1 protein-coding gene is annotated in these 331 nt (G+C 64.0%); it reads right to left on the bottom strand.

The genetic code is table 11. The annotated features are described in order from the left end of the window. Positions 1-331: extracellular solute-binding protein (locus tag ACMUVN_RS33325; RefSeq protein WP_414816060.1), on the bottom strand; the 331-nt coding region annotated here is incomplete at both ends.

Below are 331 nucleotides of genomic sequence, written 5' to 3'. Positions count from 1 at the left end.
GGCCTTGTCAAGCAGGGCGATCAGATCGTCAAAGGTCTTCGGCTGGGTGCCGCCGATCTTGTCCATCACCGCCTTGTTGATCCACAGCCAGTTGACCGAGTGGACGTTAACGGGGGCTGCGACCCACTTGCCGTCATAGACCGAGAACTTCTGCAGCGCCGCCGGCACCGACTTGTCCCAGCCTTCCTTCTTCGCCGTCTCCGTCAGGTCGCCCATGACGCCGGCCTGGGCATAATCGAGCACGGTATACCCCAGCATCTGCGAGGCTGTCGGATAGGTGCCGGCCGCCACCATCGCCTTCAGCGCCGTCATCGCCGCGTCACCGCCACCG

This window comes from Rhizobium sp. IY2 (genome assembly GCF_047532935.1).
In the GTDB taxonomy this organism is placed as follows: Bacteria; Pseudomonadota; Alphaproteobacteria; order Rhizobiales; family Rhizobiaceae; genus Rhizobium; species Rhizobium anhuiense.
The sequence above is the reverse complement of the archived record's forward strand: the minus strand, read 5'-3'. Positions and strand labels throughout refer to the sequence as shown.